Origin of the sequence: Streptomyces sodiiphilus, assembly GCF_039529215.1 — a bacterium.
GTDB lineage: Bacteria > Actinomycetota > Actinomycetes > Streptomycetales > Streptomycetaceae > Streptomyces > Streptomyces sodiiphilus.
Genome location: NZ_BAAAMJ010000010.1, coordinates 417,448 through 432,910, shown reverse-complemented (window position 1 = coordinate 432,910; position 15,463 = coordinate 417,448). Strand labels below are relative to the sequence as shown.

Genomic DNA, 15,463 nt, shown 5'->3' with positions numbered 1-15,463 from the left:
GGCGNCCTCCGGGCCCTGTTCCGCCAATCTGCCCGGCGGAACAGGGCCCGGTGGCGCCGGGCACGTGAGCGGAGGCGTACGGGAATCGAACCCGCCCGGCCGGGGATCCCGGCCGCATCGGTGTTGAAGACCGTGAGGGCCACCAGGCACCTGCCCGCCTCCGCCGGAGAGTGTAGATCCCGGCGGCCCGCGGACTAGGTTTCCGGCATGCATCCGATACGACTGACACAGTTCGCCCAGGGGGGCGGCTGCGCCTGCAAGATCCCGGCGGGCGAACTCGAAGAGCTGCTCGGGGGCTTCGCCGCATCGGCAGAGCCGGGGGAGGGCGGCTGGGCGGCCGAACTGCTGGTGGGGCTGGAGGGCGGGGGCGACGACGCGGCGGTGGTGCGGCTGGACGGTGAGCGGGCGGTGGTGACCACCGCCGACTTCTTCCCGCCGGTGGTGGACGACCCCTACGACTGGGGGCGCATCGCCGCCGCCAACGCGCTGTCCGACGTCTACGCGATGGGCGGAACCCCGCTGGCGGCCGTCAACCTGCTGGCCTGGCCAAGGGAGAAGCTGCCGACGGAACTGGCCGCCCGGGTGCTGCGCGGCGGTCTGGACGTGGCGCGCTCCGCCGGCTGCCATGTGGCGGGCGGGCACAGCCTGGCCGCCCCGGAGCCGGCGTACGGGATGTCGGTGGTCGGCACGGTCCACCCGGAGAGGATGCTGCGGATGGACGCCGCCGCGCCGGGACTGCCGCTGACCCTCACCAAGCCGCTGGGCACCGGCGTGCTGAACACCCGTCACAAGGCGACCGGCGAGGTGTTCGCGCACGCGGTCGCCTCGATGGCGGCTCTCAACCGGGAGGCCTCGCGGGCCGCGGTGCGGGCGGGGGTCCGGGCGGGCACCGATGTGACCGGGTTCGGGCTGCTGGGGCATGCCTTCAAGCTGGCCCGGGCCTCCGGGGTGACGGCCGTGCTGGAGGCGTCCGCGGTGCCGCTGCTGGACGGCGCGCGGGAGGCGGCCGAGGCGGGATTCGTCAGCGGCGGCACCCGCCGCAACCTGGAGTGGGTGGCGGCGGAGACGGAGTTCGGCGGGCTCCCGGAGACGGACAGGCTGCTGCTGGCCGACGCGCAGACCTCGGGCGGGCTGCTGGTCGCCGGCGAGATCCCGGGACACCCGGTGGTGGGGCATCTCACGGCCGCCGGACCCAAGCCGGTGGTGGTGCGGTCCTGAGGGGCACCGGGGGGTGCCGGACGGCGGTTTCCGCCGGTGGTCGCACCTTTGACCGTACATTGACAATCTGTCGGGGGGTGGTTAGCGTCCGCCGGACAGCCGCCCCCGTGCGGCCCGCGAAGGGAGTGCGATGGCGCCGTCCACCACCGTCCGGCACCGCTCGCTCGACGGTGTCTCCTACCGTCTGACGGGCCCTCTCGACCTCGCCCTGCCCGGCACCTCCGCGGCGGACATCTCGATCGGCGGCCGGCTGACCGAGTTCACCGCCGGCCCGCGCTCGCTGGCCGACGACATCGCCGGTGCCCTGGGCATCACCTCCTTCGACTCCGAACTGTCCTTCCGGGGCGGGACGCTGCGCCTCGCCTCCCGCCAGGAGTACGAACCGCGCTCCGGCCTCGCCGAACGCCCGGTCCTGGTGGCCTGGCAGGGCCGCAAGTACAGCCTGGTCACCCGCCTGTACTCGGTCACCGTGCGGGACGTCCTCGGGCTGCTGCGCACCCTGGGCATCGCCGAGCACGACGACGGCATCACCCTCACCCCGGAGCGGGAAGCGGGCAGCGCCTTCGTCCGCCCCGCCACCGTCATCAAGGAAGTACCGGGGCTCGGCCTGCTGGAGATGTCCGAACCCACCCGCGACGAGGCCGACGAACTGCCGCCCTGGCGGGGCGCCGCCGTCCCCTCCGGGGAGCTCTACCGCGACACCCTCTCCGACGGCCGGACCTTCTTCCTGCTGTCAGGACCCCGCCTGCGCGCCACCCTCGTCCCCCTCGGGGACACCGCCGAGGCCGCCCCTGACCTGCTCGGGAAACTGCACGTCACGGCAGAGGATTGAGGCCCGGACCGTGGTGACCTTCCTCGCCCCGGTGGCAGCGGGCATCGTGCTGCTGAGCCTCCTGGCCGGCTGTGCCGCCCACCTGACGAAACCGGGCTCGCTCCCCGCCGCGCTGCGCGCCCACCGCATCGTGCCCGACGCCCTCGTCCCCGCCGTCGCGCGCGCCGTCCCGGCCGCCGAGGGGCTGCTGGGCGCGGGCGGAGCGGCCCTGCTCGTGGCCGGTCACCGCGCCGGGCTCGCCTCGGTGCTCGCCGCCGCCGCGCTGCTGTGCGCCGGCTACGCCGCCTACAGCCGGCACGCACTGGCCGCCGGACGCGCCGGCTCCCCCTGCGGATGCTCGCGCACCGAGGTGCCGCTCAGCGGCTGGGTCGCCGGGCGGGCCCTCGCCCTCGCCCTGCTGGCCGCCGCTGCCGCCGCCCTGACCGCGGCCGGGGCGCAGCCGCCCGCCGGGGCGGCGCAGTGGGCCGTCGTGGTGCTCGCCGCCGCGGCCTCAACGGCGCTGCTGTGGTCACTGCCCGCAGCCATGCACCAGCCGGCCCCGCCCCGCCCGGCCCCCGGCCCCCACGCCCGGCACCGCCCCGCCGTCCTGCCAGGAGGAACCCCCTGATGGACTTCACGACCAGTGCCCTGATCGCCTCCTGGGTGGCCATCGGCCTGCTGGCCCTGGTGGTCTCCGGGCTGATCCGGCAGGTCCACCAGCTCTCCCGCGGCACCACCCGCCCCGCCCCCCGGCAGGTCGGCATCCGGCCCGGCACCGAGGCCCCGGAGGGAGCGGACCTGCTGGACGGACACCGCGCCGCCCTGCTGCTCTTCCTCAGCCCCGGCTGCCGCACCTGCACCGAGGTGCTGGAGGAGGCCGGACGGTGGGCCGCGGACCGGCCGGCCACCGGCGTGGCGCTGCGGGCCGTGTACGCCGGGCCGGCCCCGGACGGCACCGGAANGGGCCCGCCGACCCGGTGGGGGAGCACGGGTCCGACCTGTTCGACAGCTACGACGCGATCGCCACCCCCTTCGGCGTGGTGATCGGCGAGGACGGCCGGGTGCTGAGAGCGGAACCGCTGGGCTCCCGCGAGGACCTGCCGGACCTCCTCACCGCCCTGCCCGCCGCGCCCGGCGACGCGGGGACCACCCCCGCACCCGCCCCCGGCACCGCCGCCCGGACCAGGAGCGCCCGATGACCTCACTCGACGCGATCCCCACCTTGCGGAACCCCGGCGGCCCCCGGCCCGCCCGCCGCACCCCCGCCGCCACCCCGCGCCGCGCCGCCGCCGCCGAGGGGCCGGACCGCCCCTGGACGCTCTCGCGCCGCCGGGCCGTCCAGGCCGCCACCGCCGTCGGCTTCGCCGCCCTCGGCGTGTTCTCGGCGGCCCGGCAGGCCTACGCCGACGGCTACGAGATCTGGGAGGGCGCCTGCCCCTCCTACGCCGCGGACCACGACTGCTCGCCCGGCTGCGGGCCCAGCACCGTGTTCGCCGACGCCTGCGTGACCGCCGGCACCTACACGGGATTCCACAAGAACGACGGGACCACCTGGACCCTGCGCCCCAACCAGTGCTACGCCGGAACCTACGACGGCTGGCTGTGGCGGTTCAGCGGGCCCTGCGGCACCTGCGGCTGCGGGATCGAACGCCGCTGCCACGACGGCTACCGCAACACCGGCTCCGGCTGGGTGCGTTCCATCTGCCGCTGGACCACCGACTGCGGCTGCCCGGGCAGCGTCACCTGGCCCACCGTCCGGCAGGGCGACCGGGGCCCGGACGTCGCCACGGTGCAGCACCTGGTGACCCACCACGGCTTCGCGACCGGGGCCGACGGCATCTTCGGCCCCGACACCCTGGCCAAGGTCACCGCCTTCCAGCGCGACCGCGGCCTGGAGCCCACCGGCACGGTCACCGCCACCGAGTGGCCCCTCCTCACCCTCACCCTGCGGCAGGGCGACCGGGGCGACGCGGTGCGCGGCCTGCAGCGCCAGCTCACCAAGCACGGCTACGACATCTCCGTCGACGGCGCGTTCGGCCCCCTGACCCGGGACGCGGTCACGGCCTTCCAGCGGCTGCGGAACCTCACCGTCGACGGCATCGCGGGACCCCAGACATGGCGCACCCTGACCGGCACCGTGTAGTCCCGGCCTGGCGCCGCCGGGTGACCGGCCCGTTGGTGCCGGTGCTCGTGCTCGCCTGCGCGGCGGCCGCCGCGGCGCCGTTCCTTCCCCTGCTGTCCTGGGCCATCACCGGAGGGCTGGCCGGCTACTCGCTCTCCGGCTCCGTTTGAACCCGCAACAGCGCGTTCGCGCTGGCCTCGCCAGGTTGGCGGGCACCACATCGACAGGCCGGCGTGCTGGCCGTCTTCACCACCGGGCTGCTGACCGGGGCCGTCCTCTCGGCAACCGTGCTGTGGCTGTTCTCCGGGCTGTTCACCCCGCTGCCGGCCGGCTGGCGGTACGGCCTGCTGCCGGCCGCCGCACTGCTCGCCGTGGCCCGCGACGCCGGTCTGCTGCGGATCCGGCTGCCGCAGAACGCCCGGCAGATCCCGCAGGACGTGCTGCAGCGTCATCTGTTCCGGGGAAGCTGGCAGTTCGGCTTCGAGCTGGGCACCGGCGTGCGGACCTACGTGTCCGCCTCCCTGCCCTACGTCCTCGCGCTGGCCGTGCTGCTGTCCGGCGGCGGGATCTGGCCGGCCCTGCTCGCCGGTACCGGTTTCGCCGCCGGCCGGGCCCTGACGCCCGTGCTGCGGCTGGCCTCCGGCGACGCGGCGGACTGGGACGCGCGGCTGGCCGGCCGGCTCACCGCGCTGACCGTGGGCGCCGCGGCCGCCGGCGCGCTGATCCTGGCGGCCGTCGCCGGGCAGATCCTGCGATGACCGGCCCCGGCGGCGGATCCGCCCGAATCCGGGGGCCCGCCGGGGTGTAGGGCGGCGGCTGTGTTGACAGACTTCCAGAAGGGAGGGGTGCCCATGGCGGATCACGGCGTGAACGCGGAGCACGTGGCGGATGTGGAACGGCTGCTGGAACGCGCCGTCGAGGAGGAGGCGCGCCGCTCCGGGGGGAGAACGGACCCCGGCCGGCTGCTCCGGCGGGCGCGCGAGGACCTGCCGGAGATCCTGCGCCCCGCCCGGGAGGAGTACGAGGCGTTCCGGCAGGCCGAGGCCGACAGCGCGCCGGGGCGGCTGGCCGACCGGTTCGCGGCGCGCGCGCTGGCCGGGCCGCTGGCCGCCACGGCCGCCGGAGGGCTCGCCGCGCTGCTGTTGCTCGCGGCCGCCGGGCAGCCGCCGCTCTCCGCCCGGGCCGGGGCCGCGGTGGTGGCCGGGGCGGCACTGGCGGGCTTCGTGCTGCAGGCCGTCGCCGCCCACCTGTGGGCGGCCGAGCGGCACGCCGGCAGCGTCCAGCAGCCCGGCGGGGTGCAGCAGTTGAGGCTGGCCTGGCTGACCGCCGTCGAGGTGCGGGGCATCCGCCCGTACATGGAGCGGCAGCGCACGCCCGCCCCCGGGCGTACCGGACCGGGGGAGGGGCGCGACCGCGGCCGGACACAGCAGGCCAGGGACCGCAGCGCGGCCGCCCGCACCCGGACCGTGCTCGCCAGATCGTTCGGGCGGCTGCCGGAGCCGGTGCGGCCCTTCATCGGACGCCGCCGCGAACTCTCCCAGCTCACCCAGTGGGTCAACCGGAACCGGGCCAGTACCGAGACCCGGCCCACCGTGGTGGTGCTGCACGGCCCCTCCGGCTCCGGCCGCACCACACTGGCGGGCTGGGCCGTGCACGAGATGCGCGAGCTGTTCCGCGGCGCGTGCCTGGTGGACCTGCGCGGCCAGAGCCAGGACCCGATGTCCACCCGCGACGCGGCGCTGTACCTGATGAACCGGCTCGGCGCGCCGCGCGAACACCTGCTGTTCCGCGAGGACGCCGGGGGCCGCGGCTCCGACGACAGCCGGCAGGCCCGGCTGCTGGAGCGCTACCACCGGCACCTGACCGGGCTGCCGGTGGTGATCGTCCTGGACGACGCGACCGACGCCGAGCAGGTGCGCGCCCTGGTGCCCGAACGCTCCGACTCGCTGGTGCTGGTCACCGCCGCCGCGCCGCTGGAGCTGGACCCGGCCCTGCACGCCTCCGTGCACCAGCTGCCGCTGGGGCCCCTGGACGGCACCGCCGCCGAGGAGCTGCTGCGCGCCTCCGCCTCCCGCCCCGCGGAGCCGGCCGGGGAACCCGGCGACGAGGACCGGCAGCGCATCAACGCGCTGTGCGAGGGACGTCCTCTGCTGCTGAGGCTGGCCGGCACCGCCCTGGAGCACCGCACCCCGGACCGGCTGGCCGCCGAACTGGCGGACGGGGACACCGCACACGACACCGACGCGGCCGGGCGGGTCCTGCGGCTGCGCTACGCCGACCAGAGCGAGGAGGCCCGGTGGCTGCTGCGCCGCCTGGCACTGGCCGGCCGGGCCAGCCTCGGCGCGGCCACCGCGGCGGCGCTGCTGGGCGTCGGGCGGCGGGAGGGCGCCCGCCGGCTGGAGGAACTGCAGCGCGCCGGGCTGATCCACCAGGTGCGCGGCGACCGCTACCAGCTCCACGAACTGGTGCGCCGCTTCGCCCGGGCCCGGCTCCTGGCCGAGGAGAGCACCCAGGACCGCGCGGCGGCCCAGGAACGGCTGATCCGCAGCTACGCGGAGCTGGCCGACACGGTGATCCGGCTGGTCGACGGCAACACCTCCACCCGCGCCGACCTGCTCCCGGCGAAGGCCGGCGGCCACGGCTTCGCCTCGGTGGACGCCGCGCTGCGCTGGCTGGACGACGAGACCACCTTCATCACCGCGACCCTCCGCTACGCCGACGAGTCGGTGGATCAGAAGGCCGTCCAGCACCTGATCGGGGCGCTGTGCGACTACTGCCTGCTGCGCGGCGACCTCTACCGGCTGGGGGAGCTGAACGAACTCGCCCGCCGGGCGGACCGCAGCCGGATCAAGCGCACGGTGCAGTGGCGCACCGGTGTCGCCGCCCGGCAGCTCGGCGACCTCGACAAGGCCCGCGACACCCTGACCTCCGTGGTGGACCAGTACCGGGAGGCCGACTACGGCGCGGGCACCGCCCGGGCGCTGCGCGACCTGGGCATCACCCTCCAGCACCAGGGGCGCCTGGAGGAAGCCGGGGAGAAGCTGCGCCGGGCGCTGGATCTCCAGCAGGGGCCGGGCATGGAGGGCGACCGGGCCTGGACGCTGCACGCCCTGGCCACGGTGGAACGGGAGCTCGGGCGGGTGCGCACGGCGCGCACCATGCTGGCCGAGGCGCTGCGCCTGCACCAGGGCAGCGGCAGCGTGCACGGCGAGGCGTGGACCCGGTTCCAGCTGGGGCAGACCTTGCTGCGCGGCGACGAGGTGCCGCGGGCCGAGCAGGAGCTGCGCGCCTCACTGGACCTGTACGAGCAGTCCCGGGACGTGCGCGGCCAGGCGTGGGCGCTGACCGAGCTGGGCCGGGCGCGGCTGCACGCCGCGGACGCGCCCTCGGCCGCCGACCAGCTGCGGGCGGCCCTGGCCCGGCACCGGGAGAACGAGGACGCCCGCGGCGAGGCGTGGACGCTCTACTACCTCGGGCAGGCCCTGGAGGAACAGGGCGACGCCCAGGCGGCCGTGCGCGAGCTGGAGCGCGCCCGCACCATGTTCAGCCGGATGCGGGACGTCTACGGCCTGGCGTGCGCCCGCCACCACTCGGCGCGGGTGACCCGGGACATGCGGGCGGAGAACACCGGCTCGCTGCGCAACAGCGGGTTCGCCCGGCAGCTGCTGGCCGATGCCCGGCGCGACTACCAGCGCGCGGGGGTCGCGCACGGCGAGGCGTGGTGCGCTCTGGAGCTGGCGGTGATAGACGCGGGCAACGCCAGGGCCGGCCAGGCGCTGGAACTGGTCGACGAGGCGCTGCGGCTGTTCACCGACGGGTACGGCGAGGGACTGCCGGACGCTCGCGGCGCGGACTGGGCGCAGTTCCTGCGCTGCACGCTGCTGCCGCTGGCCTCGCCCGGCGGCAGCGAGGTCGGGCAGGCGGTGGCCGAGGAGGAACTGGCCGAGCTGCGGGAGCGCGACCACCCACTGCGCGACCCCCGGCTGTCGGACGCCGCCCACACCTACGCGCTGATGCTGGACCGGCAGGGCCCGGAGACGGGCTGGCCGGCCTGGCGGCTGGGCATGGTGCCCGGCCGCGCGGCCCGCGACGTGCTGGGCATCCCGCCCGCCGAGGACGCCCCGGCGGCGTCCGGCTGACCGGCCGCCGCCGTCCGCTCCCGGAGGGCGGACCGGCGGCGGAGGCCAGTCAGCGAGGTTCAGGCGGCAGGTCAGGCGGTGCGCGGGCCGCTCTCCCCGGCCGCCGCGGAGGAGCCGGCCGCGGGCCGCTCCTGCTTCCCGGAGCCGGGCTCCTCCTCGGTGAAGTTCACGCGGTTCATGTGCTTGCTCATGGACTTCAGCAGGATCCAGACGGCCACGCCCATGACGGCGAACACGACGAAGCCGAGGACGCCGGGCGTCACCGTGAATTCGTCGAGCTGCCGGGCGGGCTCCTCCTGGGCGAGGACCAGCAGGGCGTTCGTTGTGGCGTTCATGGGCTCAATTGTGGCGGATGCCGGCGAAGAGGTCGGACTCGGGGAGCGAGGTCTCCACCTTGGACCTGGCCAGCTCGTACTCCTCGGTCGGCCAGACCTCCTGCTGGATCTCCATGGGCACCTTGAACCAGCCGCCGTCCGGGTCGATCTGGGTGGCGTGGGCGATCAGCGCCTTGTCCCGCACCGGGAAGAACTCCGCGCAGGGCACGTATGTCGTCAGCTCGCGGTCCTTGCGCTGGAACTCCTCCCAGCGCTTGAGCCACTCCCCGTAGGGGGAGTCCAGCCCGCGCTCCAGCATGGCGTTGTGCAGCGCCATGGTCCGGGGCCGGTTGAAGCCCTGGTTGTAGTAGAGCTTCAGCGGCTCCCAGGGCTCCCCGGTGCCCGGGTAGCGCTCCGGGTCCCCGGCGGCCTCGAAGGCCACCATGGAGATCTTGTGGGTCATGATGTGGTCGGGGTGCGGGTAGCCGCCGTTCTCGTCGTACGTGGTGATGACGTGTGGCCGGAACTCCCGGATCAGCCGCACCAGCGGCCCGGCGGCCTCCTCGGTGTCCTGCAGGGCGAAGCAGCCCTCCGGCAGCGGAGGCAGCGGGTCGCCCTCGGGCAGCCCGGAGTCCACGAACCCCAGCCACGCCTGGCGCACCCCCAGGATCTGCCGGGCCTCCTCCATCTCCTTGGCCCGCACCTCGTGGATGTTCTCCTCGATGTACGGGTCACCCTGGAGCCTCGGGTTGAGGATGGATCCCCGCTCGCCCCCGGTGCAGGTGGCCACGAGAACGTCCACGCCTTCGGACACATACTTCGCCATGGTTGCGGCGCCCTTGCTCGACTCGTCGTCGGGATGGGCGTGCACGGCCATGAGCCGCAGCTGCTCAGTCAAGACTCGATCCTCGTCACTCGATCCGGGAGACGGCTTCTATAGTGACGGATGGAGGACCGTTCGCATTCCTCGTCTCGTTCACCGGTCGTTCCTCCGGGCCGTCTTCCCGGACCGTGGTGCCCGGGCGCCCTCGCGGGCGGCTCCCCCAAGGCCCGGCGGCTCTCGACCCCTGTCCCGTCTCACCGTGAGGACACGCGCATGGCGACCGCACACCAAGGGCTGCCGGAAGGGCGCTACGGCCGTGCCCCGAAGGACGAGGCCCGCACGGACCGGCGGCTGACCGTCGTCGGGCTGGTGCTGGGCGCGGTGCTGCTGGCCTTCCTGGGGTGGACGGGCGTGGCCTACATCAGCAGCCAGCCGGTCTCCGGCGAGCTGACCGGTTTCGTGGTGATTTCCGACACCGAGGTCGAGGCCCGGCTGGCGATCCGCAAGCCCGCCGGCATGACCGGCGTGTGCACGGTGCGTAGTCAGGCGGAGGACGGCCTGGAGGTCGGACGCGCGGACTTCCGGTTCGAGGACGAGGCCGAGAGCCTGCACCGCGCGGTGACGCTGCGGACCACCCAGCGGGCCACCAATGCCCAGCTGATGGGCTGTTCCGAGGCTTCCGACTGAGCGTCCGGGCCCGCCGTCCCCGCCCCCGGTGCGGAGGGCGCGCGAGCCGCTGCGCGCGGCCGGCACCGGCCGGTCCGCGCCCCGGTGCGCCGGAAGGTTTGCCCCCGACCCCGGAGGGTAATCTCCCCGCGACTCGGTCCCGGAGTTGTTAGGATCGATGTTTCGCCCACCCGGAACAGCACATGGCCGGGTCGGGCATTGTTTTTATGCCCCACTACCCGATTCTGTACCCGAGGAGCACCTGTGACCCAGACCAGCGGCACGGTCACCTGGCTGACCCAGGAGGCGTATGACCAGCTCAAGGAGGAGCTGGATCATCTGTCGGGTCCCGCACGCATCGAGATCGCCAAGAAGATCGAGGCGGCTCGAGAAGAGGGTGACCTGAAGGAGAACGCGGGTTATCACGCTGCCAAGGAGGAGCAGGGCAAGCAGGAGGCCCGCATCCGGCAGCTCGAGCAGCTGCTGCGGCACGCGCGGGTGGGCGAGGCCCCGCCGGACGACGGCGTGGTGGAGCCCGGCATGGTGGTCACGGTCGCCTTCGACGGCGACGAGGACGACACCATGACCTTCCTGATGGCCTCCCGCGAGTACGTCACCGCGGACATCGAGACGTACTCGCCGCAGTCGCCGCTGGGCAGTGGTGTGCTCGGCAAGAAGGCCGGCGAAGAGGCGGAGTACGAGCTGCCCAACGGCCGGACCGCCCGGGTGAAGATCCTGGACGCCAAGCCCTACAAGGGCTGAGGACGCGCGGGGCCCTGGACCGGCCGGCACTGCCGCAGGGCCCCGTCAACCACCACCACCGCGCCACCGCGCGGCGCGCCCGGGAAGCCGCGCGGAGTCCGCAGCGGTGCTGTCAGACGGCTCCCAGGTCGGCGGTCACGGGAAAGGGCGCGGCGGCCTTGATCACGCCGGTGAACATCTCGCCGTCCCGGTAGGCCCTGGTGGCGGGGTCGAGGACGCAGGTGTAAACGATCGGGACACCGGTGGCGGCCTGCTCGACCCGCCAGTAGAAGGGGATACCGGCCTTGGCGTACTGGTCGACCTTCACGATCCGGTCGGTGGTTTCCGAGCCGGGCGACACCACCTCGGCGACCAGGAGTACGTGTTCTGGGCGCGTTGGCGTCAGATCGATGGTTTCCGCCCGGTAGACCACGACGTCCGGACGGCGGTTGGTGAGGGGAACGTCCTGAAGGCGGACGTCGAAGTCCGTATCGGCGTTCCAGTCCGGGCCCGCCGCTGCGTCCAGGGCATTGGCCAGGATCCGGGCGAGGCGGTTGTGCCGCTTGGACGCGCTCGGGCTCACAACGACCATTCCGTCCACGATCTCGATGCCGGCACACTGCTCCTCGGACCAGGAGTCGTACTCCTCCGCGCTGATCGGCGTATGCATCCACTCGGGCGCCACCATCTCGGCGGTCATGGTGTACCTCCTTCGAGGGGCCTCGGCGGTTCCAGCGCTGCTGAACTCAGCCTAAGGGCTGCGATGCCGGCCCGTTCCGCATTGCCGCGACGACGGATGAGGACTGGCGCACCGCGAGGAGCGGCCGGACATCGACTCGGTCTCATGGACGGTCGGGACGGCCACCGGGCCGGGGCCGGCCGACGACGGTCTTCATGGAGCAGCCCGTTGGTTCATGGTGCCCGGCCGTACCATGGCGGTATCCCGGGACGGGCAGGGAGGCGAGATGACCGCGATGTATCCGGAGTATGCGCAGTGGCTGCGCCAGGTACGCAGTTCGATGAAGCTGCCCAAGGCGGTCAAGCTGCTGTTCGACCAGGGGCGCCTGTACATGTCGCCGGTGACGGAGGCGCACAGCGAGGCCGACGATTCGATCCGGTTGCAGTTGGCGGAGCAACTGGGAGGGGAGTCCGGTCTGCACGTCACGCGGGACAAGGGTGTGCTGCCGGAAATGGACGGTTACATGCCCGAGCCCGATGTGCTGGTGGTGGATGCGGGTGCCCTCGGCCCTGGTGACGCGTTCGTCGACCAGAAGCATGTCCACTTCGTGGCCGAGAGCGTGTCCCGCTCGACGGTCGGGCAGGACTACGGGCGCAAGCTGAACCAGTACGCGGCGCGCGGGATCGCGACGTATCTGATCGTCGATGTGCTGACCGGGGAGTGTGTGCTCTACCAGGCGCCCAAGGGTGACGAGTACACCTCGGCGGTGCCCTACCGGTTCGGTGAGGAGATCGGGTTCTCCCTCGCGGGAGTCCCGGTGACGGTGCGCACCGACTTCAAGAAGATCTGCTGAGGCGGCCTCCAGCGGCGGCCGGCTACCTGGATACAAGCCGGTACGAACGTTCCTCGGCCCGCTCCTCGATGGCCGTGTCATGGTGAAGCGGGCTCCGTGCTCACACGTCTCTGATGATCACGCGCTTCCCGCAGAGCTTCGACCAGTCGTCACGGTCCGAGGTCAAAACGATCACGGGGGGCGGGACGCGGAGCGCGAGCGCGGCGACGAGGGCATCGATCGCGTACTTGTGCCCGTGCAGCCCGCCTGCGTCCTGAAGCAGCTCCACGGCAGTCAGGGAGTCCTCCTGACTGACCGGCTCCACTCGCAGTCGGGAGAGCACCCACTTCAAGCGCGCCAGATGGGTCTTCCCGTGTACGGCTTCAACAATGGTCAGCGCGGACACGAGGACGGGAACCCCAGCCTGCCGGGATGCCTCGATGCGAGCTGCCATACCGCGGTCGTTGCGCAGGAGAAGAGCGAGCGCCTCGGAGTCGAGCACCAGCGAGCGGGCGGGCTGCTCCTTCACGCGGCGCCCCGCTCGACATCCTCAGCGTTCACGTCTCCGAACAGCTCGCGACGAGCGGCTTCGATCTCCTGTTCCGTGAGCGCGCCGTGCTCCTCCTCGTGGGACGCCACGATCTCGGCGAGTCCGTCCATGGCGAGCTGGTGCCTGACGGCTTCGGTGACGTAGCTGGACAGCCCGCGGCGGCCGGTTCGGGAGCGGAGCTCGCTTACCAGCTCGGCGGGCAAGGACACGGAGATGTTCTCAGTGGTCCCGGCTCGGGTCTGCTTCATACCCGAAGTGTATGACGACATCTATTACAACGAGAAGGCTTGAGGTATCGGCACGGACGAAGGGCTGAGGGCGGGGTCGCGGGGCCGCCCGGGGGTGGCTGCGCCAGGTGCGCAGCTCGATGAAGCTGCCAAGGCGGTCAAGCTGTTGTTCGACCAGGGGCGCCTGTACATGTCGCCGGTGACGGAGGCGCACAGCGTGGCCGCTGTGCAGGCCTCCGACACCGCCACCGTGCGGCCGGGCGGGTGTGGTCCGTGGTGAGGCGGGGGTGGTCCGGCAGGATGGACCCATGGCCAACCGACTCGCCCAAGAGACATCGCCGTACCTGCTGCAGCACGCCGAGAACCCGGTCGACTGGTGGCCCTGGTCGCAGGAGGCGTTCGAGGAGGCCCGGCGGCGGGACGTCCCGGTGCTGCTGAGCGTGGGGTACTCCAGCTGCCACTGGTGCCACGTGATGGCGCACGAGTCCTTCGAGGACGAGGAGACCGCCGAGTACCTCAACGCCCACTTCGTCGCGGTGAAGGTGGACCGCGAGGAACGGCCGGACATCGACTCGGTCTACATGGACGCCGTCCAGGCGGCCACCGGGCAGGGCGGCTGGCCGATGACGGTCTTCATGACCGCCGAGGGCGCGCCCTTCTACTTCGGCACCTACTTCCCGCCCCGGCCCCGGCACGGCCTGTTGTCCTTCCGGCAGGTGCTGGAGGGGGTGCGCTCCGCCTGGACGGACCGGCGGGAGGAGATCGGCCAGGTCGCGGGAAGGATCGCCGGGGAGCTCACCGGGCGCGAGCTGGCCTACGACGCGCCCCGGCCGCCCGGGGACGAGGAGCTGGCCCACGCGCTGCTCGGGCTGAGCCGGGACTTCGACGCCAAGCGCGGCGGCTTCGGCGGGGCGCCCAAGTTCCCGCCTTCCATGGTGCTGGAGTTCCTGCTGCGCCACCACGCGCGCACCGGCTCCCAGGGGGCCCTGGACATGGCCGAGCGGACCTGCGAGGCGATGGCCCGCGGGGGCATCTACGACCAGCTCGGCGGCGGCTTCGCCCGGTACGCGGTCGACGCGACCTGGACTGTCCCGCACTTCGAGAAGATGCTCTACGACAACGCCCTGCTGGGCCGGGTCTACACGCACCTGTGGCGGGCCACCGCCTCGCCGATGGCCCGCCGGGTGGCGCTGGAGACCGCCGACTTCATGGTGCGCGAGCTGGGCACGGACCAGGGCGGCTTCGCCTCGGCCCTGGACGCGGACAGCGAGACTCCCGGCGGGGCCCACGAGGAGGGCGCCTTCTACGTGTGGACGCCCGCCCGGCTCCGGGAGGCGCTCGGAGATGAGGACGGCGGGCGGGCGGCGGAGCTGTTCGGTGTGACGGAAGCCGGCACCTTCGAGAAGGGCGCCTCGGTACTCCGGCTGCCGGGGGAGGAGGCGCCGACGGAGCTGCGGGAGCGGCTGCTGGCCGCGCGGGAGACCCGGCCCCGGCCCGGCAGGGACGGCAAGGTCGTCGCCGCCTGGAACGGGCTGGCGATCGCGGCCCTGGCCGAGACCGGCGCCTGCTTCGACCGCCCCGATCTGGTGGAGGCCGCGGTGGCGGCGGCCGACCTGCTGGTCTCGGTGCACCTGGACGACGACGGGCGGCTGGCCCGGACCTCCCTGGAGGGGAAGCGCGGGTCCAGCGCGGGAGTGCTGGAGGACTACGCCGACACGGCCGAGGGGTTCCTCGCGCTGTACTCGGTGACCGGCGAGGGGGCCTGGCTGGAGCTGGCCGGCATGCTGCTGGAGACCGTCCTCACCCGGTTCTCCAGCCCGGAGGGCGCCCTGTACGACACGGCCGACGACGCCGAGAAGCTCATCCGACGGCCGCAGGATCCCAGCGACGGGGCGACCCCGGCGGGCTGGACGGCGGCGGCGGGGGCACTGCTCTCCTACGCCGCCCACACCGGTAGCGGCAGGCACCGGGAGGCCGCCGAGCAGGCCCTGGGCATCGTCCGCGCGCTGGGCGAGCGCGCCCCCCGGTTCATCGGCTGGGGTCTGGCGGTGGCCGAGGCGGCGGTGGACGGCCCCCGCGAGGTGGCGGTGATCGGTGAGCCGGAGGACCCGGCGACCGCCGAGCTGCACCGGACCGCCCTGCGCTCCACGGCGCCCGGCGCGGTGGTGGCGGTGGGTGCGCCCGGCGACGGTGACGTCTCGCCGCTGCTGGCCGGGCGCGGCCTGCTGGAGGGCCGGCCGGCGGCGTACGTGTGCCGGCACTTCACCTGCTCGGTGCCGACATCGGACGCGCGGACGCTGGCTGAGCAGCTGAGCAGCTGAGCAGCTGAGCAGCTGAGCAG

At 73.7% G+C, this 15,463-nt stretch carries 17 protein-coding genes and 1 tRNA gene; 12 read left to right on the top strand and 6 right to left on the bottom strand.

Annotation, left to right across the window (positions count from 1 at the left end; translation table 11 throughout):
- Window positions 1–68: 68 nt before the first annotated feature.
- Window positions 69–162, bottom strand: a tRNA-Sec gene (locus ABD299_RS07140).
- A gap of 45 nt (window positions 163–207) precedes the next feature.
- On the opposite strand from ABD299_RS07140, the gene selD reads away from it, so the two are divergent.
- From selD to ABD299_RS07100, 8 genes are all read left to right on the top strand, one after another.
- The gene (gene selD / locus ABD299_RS07135) at window positions 208–1,218 is read left to right on the top strand and encodes a selenide, water dikinase SelD (protein WP_344259664.1); all 1,011 of its coding nucleotides are present in this window, start codon (window positions 208–210) and stop codon (window positions 1,216–1,218) included.
- Window positions 1,219–1,348: 130 nt separating this feature from the next.
- Window positions 1,349–2,050 carry a hypothetical protein gene (locus tag ABD299_RS07130; RefSeq protein ID WP_344259663.1) on the top strand — a complete coding sequence of 234 codons (702 nt, stop codon included), beginning with the start codon at window positions 1,349–1,351 and terminating at the stop codon, window positions 2,048–2,050.
- Window positions 2,051–2,060: 10 nt separating this feature from the next.
- Complete coding sequence (locus ABD299_RS07125) at window positions 2,061–2,657, top strand: MauE/DoxX family redox-associated membrane protein (RefSeq protein ID WP_344259662.1); 597 nt, start codon at window positions 2,061–2,063, stop codon at window positions 2,655–2,657.
- Between the two features lie 349 nt (window positions 2,658–3,006).
- Window positions 3,007–3,228: a hypothetical protein gene (locus tag ABD299_RS07120; protein ID WP_344259661.1), complete on the top strand. Its 222-nt coding sequence runs from the start codon at window positions 3,007–3,009 to the stop codon at window positions 3,226–3,228.
- A complete protein-coding gene (locus ABD299_RS07115; RefSeq protein WP_344259660.1) occupies window positions 3,225–4,172 on the top strand; it encodes a peptidoglycan-binding domain-containing protein in 948 nt (315 codons plus the stop codon). The genes ABD299_RS07120 and ABD299_RS07115 overlap by 4 nt, the downstream gene beginning before the upstream one ends.
- Window positions 4,145–4,321 carry a hypothetical protein gene (locus ABD299_RS07110; protein ID WP_344259659.1) on the top strand — a complete coding sequence of 59 codons (177 nt, stop codon included), beginning with the start codon at window positions 4,145–4,147 and terminating at the stop codon, window positions 4,319–4,321. Before ABD299_RS07115 ends, ABD299_RS07110 begins: the two co-directional genes overlap by 28 nt.
- Before the next feature lie 63 nt (window positions 4,322–4,384).
- A complete protein-coding gene (locus tag ABD299_RS07105) occupies window positions 4,385–4,909 on the top strand; it encodes a hypothetical protein (protein WP_344259658.1) in 525 nt (174 codons plus the stop codon).
- A gap of 93 nt (window positions 4,910–5,002) precedes the next feature.
- Window positions 5,003–8,290: a tetratricopeptide repeat protein gene (locus ABD299_RS07100; RefSeq protein ID WP_344259657.1), complete on the top strand. Its 3,288-nt coding sequence runs from the start codon at window positions 5,003–5,005 to the stop codon at window positions 8,288–8,290.
- Window positions 8,291–8,361: 71 nt separating this feature from the next.
- Here ABD299_RS07100 and ABD299_RS07095 read toward each other — a convergent pair whose 3' ends face one another.
- Window positions 8,362–8,625: a hypothetical protein gene (locus tag ABD299_RS07095; RefSeq protein WP_344259656.1), complete on the bottom strand. Its 264-nt coding sequence runs from the start codon at window positions 8,623–8,625 to the stop codon at window positions 8,362–8,364.
- Between the two features lie 4 nt (window positions 8,626–8,629).
- Window positions 8,630–9,502, bottom strand: coding sequence for a mycothiol conjugate amidase Mca (gene mca, locus ABD299_RS07090; RefSeq protein ID WP_344259655.1), 873 nt, complete (start codon window positions 9,500–9,502; stop codon window positions 8,630–8,632).
- Between the two features lie 198 nt (window positions 9,503–9,700).
- Between mca and ABD299_RS07085 the strand changes: the two genes are divergently transcribed.
- Both ABD299_RS07085 and greA read left to right on the top strand, forming a co-directional pair.
- A complete protein-coding gene (locus tag ABD299_RS07085; RefSeq protein WP_344259654.1) occupies window positions 9,701–10,114 on the top strand; it encodes a DUF4307 domain-containing protein in 414 nt (137 codons plus the stop codon).
- A gap of 243 nt (window positions 10,115–10,357) precedes the next feature.
- Window positions 10,358–10,855: a transcription elongation factor GreA gene (greA, locus tag ABD299_RS07080; protein ID WP_344259653.1), complete on the top strand. Its 498-nt coding sequence runs from the start codon at window positions 10,358–10,360 to the stop codon at window positions 10,853–10,855.
- Window positions 10,856–10,967: 112 nt separating this feature from the next.
- On the opposite strand, the gene ABD299_RS07075 is transcribed toward greA, so the two are convergent.
- The gene (locus ABD299_RS07075) at window positions 10,968–11,534 is read right to left on the bottom strand and encodes a Uma2 family endonuclease (RefSeq protein ID WP_344259652.1); all 567 of its coding nucleotides are present in this window, start codon (window positions 11,532–11,534) and stop codon (window positions 10,968–10,970) included.
- A 265-nt stretch (window positions 11,535–11,799) separates the two neighbouring features.
- On the opposite strand from ABD299_RS07075, the gene ABD299_RS07070 reads away from it, so the two are divergent.
- A complete protein-coding gene (locus ABD299_RS07070) occupies window positions 11,800–12,366 on the top strand; it encodes a Uma2 family endonuclease (RefSeq protein WP_344259651.1) in 567 nt (188 codons plus the stop codon).
- 100 nt (window positions 12,367–12,466) lie between these two features.
- Here the strand turns inward: ABD299_RS07070 and ABD299_RS07065 are convergent, their stop codons facing one another.
- Window positions 12,467–12,874, bottom strand: coding sequence for a PIN domain-containing protein (locus tag ABD299_RS07065; protein ID WP_344259650.1), 408 nt, complete (start codon window positions 12,872–12,874; stop codon window positions 12,467–12,469).
- Window positions 12,871–13,143 carry a hypothetical protein gene (locus ABD299_RS07060; RefSeq protein ID WP_344259649.1) on the bottom strand — a complete coding sequence of 91 codons (273 nt, stop codon included), beginning with the start codon at window positions 13,141–13,143 and terminating at the stop codon, window positions 12,871–12,873. Before ABD299_RS07060 ends, ABD299_RS07065 begins: the two co-directional genes overlap by 4 nt.
- Window positions 13,144–13,430: 287 nt before the next feature.
- On the opposite strand from ABD299_RS07060, the gene ABD299_RS07055 reads away from it, so the two are divergent.
- Window positions 13,431–15,443 carry a thioredoxin domain-containing protein gene (locus tag ABD299_RS07055; RefSeq protein WP_344259648.1) on the top strand — a complete coding sequence of 671 codons (2,013 nt, stop codon included), beginning with the start codon at window positions 13,431–13,433 and terminating at the stop codon, window positions 15,441–15,443.
- The last annotated feature ends 20 nt before the right edge of the window (window positions 15,444–15,463 follow it).